The 8,332-nt window shown below is 48.4% G+C and carries 7 protein-coding genes; 2 read left to right on the plus strand and 5 right to left on the minus strand.

Features of this window, described 5'->3' with window-relative positions; translation table 11 throughout:
* Positions 1-28 precede the first annotated feature (28 nt).
* Positions 29-1,147: an alanine dehydrogenase gene (gene ald, locus V7723_RS10835; protein ID WP_335684484.1), complete on the minus strand. Its 1,119-nt coding sequence runs from the start codon at positions 1,145-1,147 to the stop codon at positions 29-31.
* A gap of 142 nt (positions 1,148-1,289) precedes the next feature.
* Here ald and V7723_RS10840 point away from each other — a divergent pair, with 142 nt between their 5' ends.
* On the plus strand, positions 1,290-1,745 hold the full coding sequence (locus tag V7723_RS10840) for an Lrp/AsnC family transcriptional regulator (protein WP_335684485.1): 456 nt from the start codon (positions 1,290-1,292) through the stop codon (positions 1,743-1,745).
* An 18-nt stretch (positions 1,746-1,763) separates the two neighbouring features.
* Here V7723_RS10840 and V7723_RS10845 read toward each other — a convergent pair whose 3' ends face one another.
* Positions 1,764-2,525, minus strand: coding sequence for a crotonase/enoyl-CoA hydratase family protein (locus V7723_RS10845; protein WP_335684486.1), 762 nt, complete (start codon positions 2,523-2,525; stop codon positions 1,764-1,766).
* 89 nt (positions 2,526-2,614) lie between these two features.
* On the opposite strand from V7723_RS10845, the gene sthA reads away from it, so the two are divergent.
* Positions 2,615-4,045 (plus strand): Si-specific NAD(P)(+) transhydrogenase, encoded by a 1,431-nt coding sequence (gene sthA / locus V7723_RS10850; RefSeq protein ID WP_335684487.1) that lies wholly within the window; start codon positions 2,615-2,617, stop codon positions 4,043-4,045.
* A 14-nt stretch (positions 4,046-4,059) separates the two neighbouring features.
* Here sthA and V7723_RS10855 read toward each other — a convergent pair whose 3' ends face one another.
* The 3 genes from V7723_RS10855 to V7723_RS10865 all read right to left on the minus strand — a co-directional run.
* Entirely contained in the window at positions 4,060-4,263 is a 204-nt protein-coding gene (locus tag V7723_RS10855) for a hypothetical protein (protein WP_335684488.1), read from the minus strand.
* Positions 4,264-4,273: 10 nt separating this feature from the next.
* A complete protein-coding gene (locus V7723_RS10860) occupies positions 4,274-7,897 on the minus strand; it encodes a hydantoinase B/oxoprolinase family protein (RefSeq protein ID WP_335684489.1) in 3,624 nt (1,207 codons plus the stop codon).
* A gap of 21 nt (positions 7,898-7,918) precedes the next feature.
* A partial coding sequence (locus V7723_RS10865) for a TRAP transporter large permease subunit (RefSeq protein WP_335684490.1) occupies positions 7,919-8,332 on the minus strand: 414 nt, incomplete at its 5' end.

The raw sequence follows: 8,332 nt of genomic DNA on the forward strand, positions 1-8,332 counted from the left end.
CGAGCCTTTTCTTCAAGTGAGTCTGAAACTAGCTGTTTATAGCTGCTTCAACAGGCGTGTAGTTGAGATTAAGATCTCGGGCGACTGGTTCACAAGTAATTTGGCCATTCCAGACATTCAGACCATTTGCAAGATGCGGATCAGCGGCCAAAGCGCCTTTCCAACCTTTGTTAGCTATCTTGATGGCGTGGGGCAGGGTTACGTTATTCAATGCATAAGTCGAAGTTCTGGCAACACCACCTGGCATATTTGCGACGCAATAGTGAACAACACCATCAACTACATAAGTCGGATCAGCGTGTGTTGTCGCTTTTGACGTTTCAAAACACCCACCTTGATCAATGGCAACGTCGACGATCACTGCGCCTTCCTGCATGGTAGAAAGCATTTGGCGAGTAACCAGTTTTGGCGCCGCTGCACCAGGAATAAGGACGGCTCCTACAACCAGGTCCGCCTCAGCAACCAGTTTCTCCAAAACGGCGTTCGTCGAATAGATGACTTTGGCCGAGGATTCAAAATGGTTTTCCAGTTTTTCCAGAGTTGTGGGATTACGATCCAAAATAGTGACATCGGCATGTAATCCGACGGCCATTTGAGCTGCATTAAAACCGACGACACCTCCGCCAATGATGACGACTTTACCCGGAGCAACACCAGGAACCCCGCCCAATAGGACGCCGCGGCCACCTTGCGCCTTTTCTAAGGCTACTGCACCCGCCTGAATAGACATCCGCCCGGCAACTTGACTCATAGGTTTCAGAAGCGGGAGTCCGCCTTGACTATCAGTGACGGTTTCATACGCAATACATACGGCGCCGGAAGCCATTAGGTCTTTAGTTTGGTCAGGATCTGGGGCCAGATGAAGATACGTATAAAGAATTTGACCTTCGCGAAGCTGAGCCCGCTCGACCGCCTGAGGTTCCTTAACTTTAACAATCATCTCCGCAGTGGCAAATATTTCTTCAGCCGTCGCAATGATTTTTGCGCCGGCTTCGATATAGTCTTCGTCAAATGCGCCGATACCGCGGCCGGCATCCTTTTCGATGATTACGTTATGTCCATTAGCAATGAGTTCTGCGACGCTTTCTGGCGTCAAACCAACACGATATTCGTGATTTTTGATTTCCTTAGGTGCCCCGATCAGCATAGTAACAACTCCCAGTTACAAGATTAATAGCAAGTCCTGATTATAGTCAAAAATTTCACGTAATTTTTCCTAATTTTCTTCCCAAAACATAATAAAGTGATAATTTAATGTCGAATAATTAAATATTTTAGGAAAAAATGGTATGGATTCCTTTGATCGTCGCATTTTGTCTGAATTACAAATTAGCTCAAACAGGCCGGTTATTGACATTGCTGCCGCAGTGAACCTGTCGTTATCTGCGTGTCACAGACGGATTAAAAATTTAGAAGAAAGCGGTGTGATACTTGGGTACGCTGCGCGTCTCGATAAAAAAAAGCTCGGGTTGGATATGGATGTTTTTGTTGAAATTTCCCTAATTTCCCAAAGTCAGGAGGCGTTAGAATCGTTCGAAAAAGCAGTGGCCAAGTATAGCGAAATACTTGAATGCCATTTAACGACAGGAAATGCAGACTATATTATTCGGGTTGCGGCAAAGGATGTAACTGATTTCGATCGAATACATCGAAACTGCCTGGCAAAGTTACCTCATGTCGCCAGCATGAGGTCAACCTTCACATTGCGATCTATAAAGCGTTGGAGCGGTTATCCGATTGAGTAAGTAATTTTGGCCTAAAAATCAGAACGCGCCATGCCTACCTTCACCAGCTGCAAATCGTGCCGCACCAGATTGGGCTTCGTGTTTTTTCGCAGCTTCCGCACATTTAGTTTCAAAGGCAATGGCATCGGGTTCAGGACACCCGTTCTGTGCATAGAGGCTTCGGCGGTCAGACAGCATGGCCACTTGCGGAAAAGCTGCCATTTTTTGTGCGAGTTGCTCAGCGTCCATAACAGCATTGCCTTTGGTGCTGATACGCGTGACAAGGCCGAGCGACAAGGCTTCGGTCGCATCTACTGATTTTCCGGTCAACATCATATCCATAGCCGGGCCAGTCCCAATGACCCGCGGTAAACGGACGGTGGTTCCATCGCTCATTGGGACGCCCCAACGCCGGGAAAATACGCCGAAGACGGCAGTTTCATCGGCTATTCTAATGTCGCAGTATAAGGCTAGACCTAAACCCCCGGCACAGGCGTGGCCGGATACCGCAGCAATAAGCGGTTTTGACAACGGCGCGTGAAATGGTCCATCTGGATGACCGGCCCAGGCTATATAATCAACTCGGGTCGCCGTTTCTTTTAAATCGGCACCCGCGCAAAAAGCGCCACCAGCACCAGTGATAATGGCTACCCTTTGGCGATCATCCACATCAAAATCCCGGAATATCTGTGTCAATAGGTTTGCAGATGCCTGGTCTAAGGCATTTCTAACTTCTGGGCGGTTAAGGGTTATTGTCGTTACTGGGCCATTTTTTTTCACTAAAATTTTTTCTTGGCTCATTTTAAGACCTCCTTATGGGTCAACTCGTTCAAATGCTTGTTGGAGTATCTGGTTTTAGCTTATGGTAATAGTATGTGGGGGAAAATGGTATGATTACATGTGAATTGTTAGTTATCGGCTCCGGCCCGGCCGGTAAGCGTGCTGCTATTCAGGCGGCAAAATGGGGCAAAAAAGTTTATGTAATTGAGAAAAACTCCGAAGTGGGCGGGGTAACCGTGCATACCGGGACGATCCCCAGCAAGACACTTCGTGAAACGGTCCTTAATCTGTCTGGCTGGCGGGAACGGGCTTTTTATGGGCGATCTTACCGGGTAAAAAACGATATAACGGCCGATGACTTGCGTCAGCGCATGGATATAACTCTCAATCATGAAGTAGATACTCTGGAGCATCAATTCGCTCGCAATAACGTAAATATTGTGTACGGGGTCGCACATTTTGTCAGTGCCGATGTTGTTGAAGTGGAGCTTGAAGCCGGGGAAAAGCAACAATATAAGGCAAGTCGTATTTTGGTTGCGACCGGCACCGATCCATATCGTCCGGGTGATATACCGTTTGACGATGTGTGCATTATCGATAGTGACGATATTCTCAAGATAAAGCAGGTGCCAAAATCTTTGACGATTATTGGGGCTGGCGTCATTGGCGTCGAATACGCCACAATTTTTAGTGCGCTTGATGTCAAAGTGACTTTGGTTGAACCGCGGGACACGATGCTTGATTTTATTGATCGTGAACTGATTGATGACTTGATGCATCAGATGCGCGATTGCGGCGTCAGCATGCGGTTCGGACAAAAAGTCAAATCTGTGGGGCTGGAGGGATCCGGATCCGCCGTTGAGCTTGAAAACGGTCGTATGATCTATTCTGAAGTCACAATGTTTGCTGCGGGTCGCATAGGCAATACCGAAAGTTTGAAACTTGAAAATTGTGGTTTGGAAGCTGATAGTCGAGGGCGGCTCTCACTGGCTGATGCAAATAGTTTTCAAACGGCGGTGCCACATATTTATGCTGCTGGTGATGTTATTGGCTTTCCAAGTCTTGCATCAACGTCTATGGAGCAAGGTAGGCTTGCAGTATTCCATGCGTTTGATAAAGATGCTTTTGCCTATAGTGCGCCGGACTATTTTCCTTACGGAATTTATTCGGTTCCGGAACTTTCGACAGTGGGGATGTCTGAAGAAGAGGTGGTAGAGCGTGGTATTGCTTTTGAAAGTGGCATTTGCCGCTTTCGGGAAACATCTCGAGGTCAAATCATGGGGCTCGATCATGGCATGATGAAATTGATTTTCTCCATGAAAACCAGACGCCTTCTGGGAGCTCATATATTGGGGGAAGGGGCGACGGAGCTAATACATATCGGGCAAGCAGTTCTGAACTTGAAGGGCACATTGGACTATTTCGTGGAGAATACGTTTAACTATCCTACCCTGGCTGAAGCATATAAAGTTGCTGCGCTCGACGCCTGGAACAAAATGCCCCAAGGCGTAGCCGGGAAATCACAACAACAAACAGACTAATTTACTAAACGGTTTTAATTTTCAATTCGTTTAGTAACGAAACCTTCTGCGGTTGGGTATTTTTTCTTAACGCAATCTTCCGCCGCCGTTGCGCTATCTGCCTCTACTTCAAACATGCAAGGCGAAGCCCAGCGTTCTGAAATATGAGGATGTTCCTGATTGTCTTTGACAGCCTCACGAACATTGGCGTTGTATACAGAAAAAATAAAAGCACTCATCTTACATTCTCTACTCTTCAGTTACGGATCCAAATCCTCCGCCGCCAGGCGTCTCAATTACGATCATATCGCCAGCCGACAAGTTAGATTCGGAGTTACCATCCAACGATACTATCTCACCATTGTTAAGAATTGCATAATTCCGACCCCTTTTACCAGCTTTTCCACCATCCATGCCATATGGATCTGTATCTCGATGGGATGAAAGAATCGTTACGGTCATGGCTTCCAGGAATTTCATTTTACGGATAGCCCCGTTGCCACCTTTAAACGCGCCATTTCCACCGGAGTTTCGACGGATCGAGAACTCCTCAATTTGCACCGGAAACCGTTGCTCGAGAACCTCGGGATCTGTCATCCGGGTGTTGGTCATATGGCTGTGAACTGCGTCGGCGCCATTGTGATTAGCTCCGGCGCCTGTTCCGCCGCAAATGGTTTCATAATTTTGGTGAATGTCATTGCCATAGACGAAATTATTCATTGTCCCCTGGCTGGACGCTAAAATTCCCAAGGCACCATACAGCGCGTCGGTTATTGCTTGCGAGACTTCGGTATTTCCAGCAATGACGGCGGCCGGGTATTGGGGGTTTATCATGCTGCGTTCTGGAACGATAATCTTCAAAGGTTTCATACATCCTTCATTGAGAGGAATATCATCCCCGACCAATGTTCTGAACACATAAAGGACAGCCGCCTTGCAGATAGCAATTGGTGCATTGTAATTTCCCACAACCTGATCAGAGGTGCCGGTAAAATCGATGGTCGCTTCGCGGTTTTCGTGATCGACGGAAATGATAACTTTAATTTGCGTTCCGTTATCCAGAGGATACAAAAATTTTCCGTCTTTCAATACATCCAATACACGACGGACAGATTCTTCCGCGTTATCCTGTACATGCCGCATATAGGCTTCAACCACATCGAAGCCGTATTGGCTGATCATTTTGCGAACTTCCTGGACGCCGGTTTCATTGGCGGCGATCTGGGCTGTTAAATCCGCAATGTTATGATCTGGATTCCGGCAAGGATATCTGCCGGAGGCGAGCAAGGCGCGTGTCTCGGTTTCGCGGAAATTCCCTTGTTCAACAAGTAAAAAATTATCAATGAGAACGCCTTCGTCTTCGATAACCTCGCTATCGGGTGGTGCCGAACCGGGCGTACGGCCTCCGATGTCCGCGTGATGGCCCCGGGAACCAACATAGAATAGGATGTTTTCTCCCTGTTGGTCGAAGACGGGCGTAATGACGGTGACATCGGGAAGATGTGTCCCGCCATTATACGGCGCGTTCAGGGCATAGACGTTCCCCGGTGCCATTTTTCCGGCGTTTTCAGTGATAACGGTTTTAATGGATTCGCCCATAGAGCCTAAATGCACCGGTACATGGGGTGCATTGGCGACCAGATTACCTTCTTGATCGAAGATGGCGCAGGAAAAATCCAGCCGTTCCTTGATGTTGACAGAGTAAGCGGTATTGGAAAGAGTCGCACCCATCTGTTCGGCAATGGACATAAAAAGATTGTTGAACACCTCCAGCATAACCGGGTCCGCGTCAGTGCCAATGGCTTTTAGCTGTGCCTTTTCCTGATATCTGCTGACGATTAGATGTAGTCTTTCGTTGAGCTTCGCCCGCCAACCGTCTTCGACCACAATAGTCCCGGTGGACTCTGTAATGATTGCTGGGCCCGTGACGATTTCGCCGGGATGGAGAGTTTCCCGGTCATACAGGGAAACCTTTTGCCAGCCGCCGCCTACATACATTTCAACGTGGTCACGAGGCGTTGCTTCCCCTGAAGATTGCGAGATATCTGATACGGGATCAATTTCTGTCTCCGTAACACCAACGACTTCGACGGAAAGCGCCTCCGCCACCAGTTCGCGGTTTTCTGCGATAAAACCAAACCTTTTGTGATGGGCGGCCTCAAAAGCCTCCTTCATGCTCTCAGGTGGTCCAAGATCGATTAAAATTGCTGTATCCGTGCCTTCATATCGCAGGTGAACCTGCTGGATATAACTCAGGTTCTCTTTTGATACACCTTGGGCCAGCACCTCAGCTTGGGCATCTTCTGTCAGCGGCGCGCTGATAGTAGCAAGCTTGGAAGGCAAATCAGAATTAAACGGAAGATCTAATTGGGCCTCACGCATTGCCCGCACATCGGCAAGCCCCATACCATAAGCAGAAAGTACGCCTGCAAAGGGATGAATAAATACACTTTTCATGTCCAATGCATCGGCCACGAGACAGGCATGCTGACCACCGGCACCGCCAAAACAGTTTAACGTATACTCGGTAATGTCGTAGCCGCGTTGTACAGAAATTTGTTTCACGGCGTTGGCCATATTCTCAACGGCAATTTTCAAAAAACCTTCGGCAACGTCTTCCGGTGTCGGCGCCGAAGCGCCTGTTGCGACGGCGATTTGATCGGCCATTTCGGTAAATTTAATGCGGACGGCCTGGCTATCCAAAGGCTCATCAGCATCCGGTCCGAATACTTTTGGGAAGTATTTTGGCTGGATCTTTCCAAGCATCACGTTGCAATCGGTGACTGCCAGCCGGCCCCCGCGGCGATAACAGGCCGGCCCAGGGTTCGCACCGGCGGATTCAGGGCCGACACGGTATCGTGAACCGTCAAACTGTAAAATGGATCCTCCTCCCGCTGCTACTGTATGTATATGCATCATCGGTGCGCGCATGCGTACGCCAGCTACTTCCGTTTCGAAGCTACGTTCATAGCTTCCCTCATAATGGGTGACATCCGTAGAGGTTCCGCCCATATCAAAACCGATAAGTTTTGTCAGGTTGCTCATAGCTGCAGTCCGCGTCATGCCGACAACACCGCCAGCCGGGCCAGACAAGATTGCGTCTTTGCCTTGAAACAGGCTGGCATCTGTCAGACCACCGTTTGACTGCATAAACATCAATCTTGGATTGTTTTCCGACGCCTCGGACATGCCTAATTCGTCTTTAACCTGGTTCACGTATCGCCTTAAAATAGGTGAAAGATAGGCATCCACCATAGTGGTGTCACCTCGGGCAATAAGCTTGATCAAAGGGCTTACAGCGTGGCTTGATGAAATCTGCGTAAATCCAATTTCTGAAGCAATTTCTGTGGCTTGCGTCTCATGATCGGTATATTTATAGCCATGCATGAAGGCAATGGCGACGGACCGAATACCCTGCTCATAAGCCGAAATCATCTCGGCTTTTAACTTCGTTTTATTGAGAGGTACCAAGATGGTGCCGTGTGCATCAACACGTTCTTCGGCTTCGATCACCTGTTCGTACAGAAGCTCTGGTAGTTTAATATCAAGGTCGAAAATACGGGGCCGACTTTGATATCCGATACGTAATGCATCGCCAAATCCCTGGCTGGTCACATAAAGTGTCCGATCACCCTTGCGTTCCAATAGAGCGTTTGTGGCGACGGTCGTGCCCATCTTGATGTTTTCAATCTGCGTCGACGGATCAAACAGATCAGTCTCTTGGGCCAGAAGGTCCTTTATGCCTTGTACCGCCGCATCTTTATAACGCTCAGGATTTTCTGACAGCAATTTATGGGATACAAGACGTCCATCGGGGCGTTTGCCGACGATATCCGTAAAGGTCCCGCCGCGGTCAATCCAGATTTGCCACATTCTCTTATTCCTTAGATAGATCTAGCGTGAGTATACGAGTTCGGGCAGCCATAAAGCAATTTGTGGGAACGCCAGAAGCATACCAATCATTACAAACATGGTCAGCACGAAGGGAAGGGTACCGATCATAACATCGTTTAGGCGGCCAGTTTTCCGGATCCCTTGAACCACATAAAGGTTTATTCCGATCGGCGGCGTAATCAAAGCGGTTTCCAACAGAACCATGAGCAGGATACCAAACCAGACCGGATCATACCCAAGCTGAATAATGATCGGTGCCAGTAATGGCGCGGTGGTCAGCAGCATGGACAACGTTTCCATAAAACAGCCGAGCAGGATGAGGAAACCGATAATCATGAGCATGGTTTCAAAAGGACTTAAGCCAAGACTGATGATGAATTGGGTTAGGGCCTGCGTTAGACCTATGGTCGCCAG

Source organism: Sneathiella sp. (assembly GCF_036960985.1).
Lineage (GTDB): Bacteria > Pseudomonadota > Alphaproteobacteria > Sneathiellales > Sneathiellaceae > Sneathiella.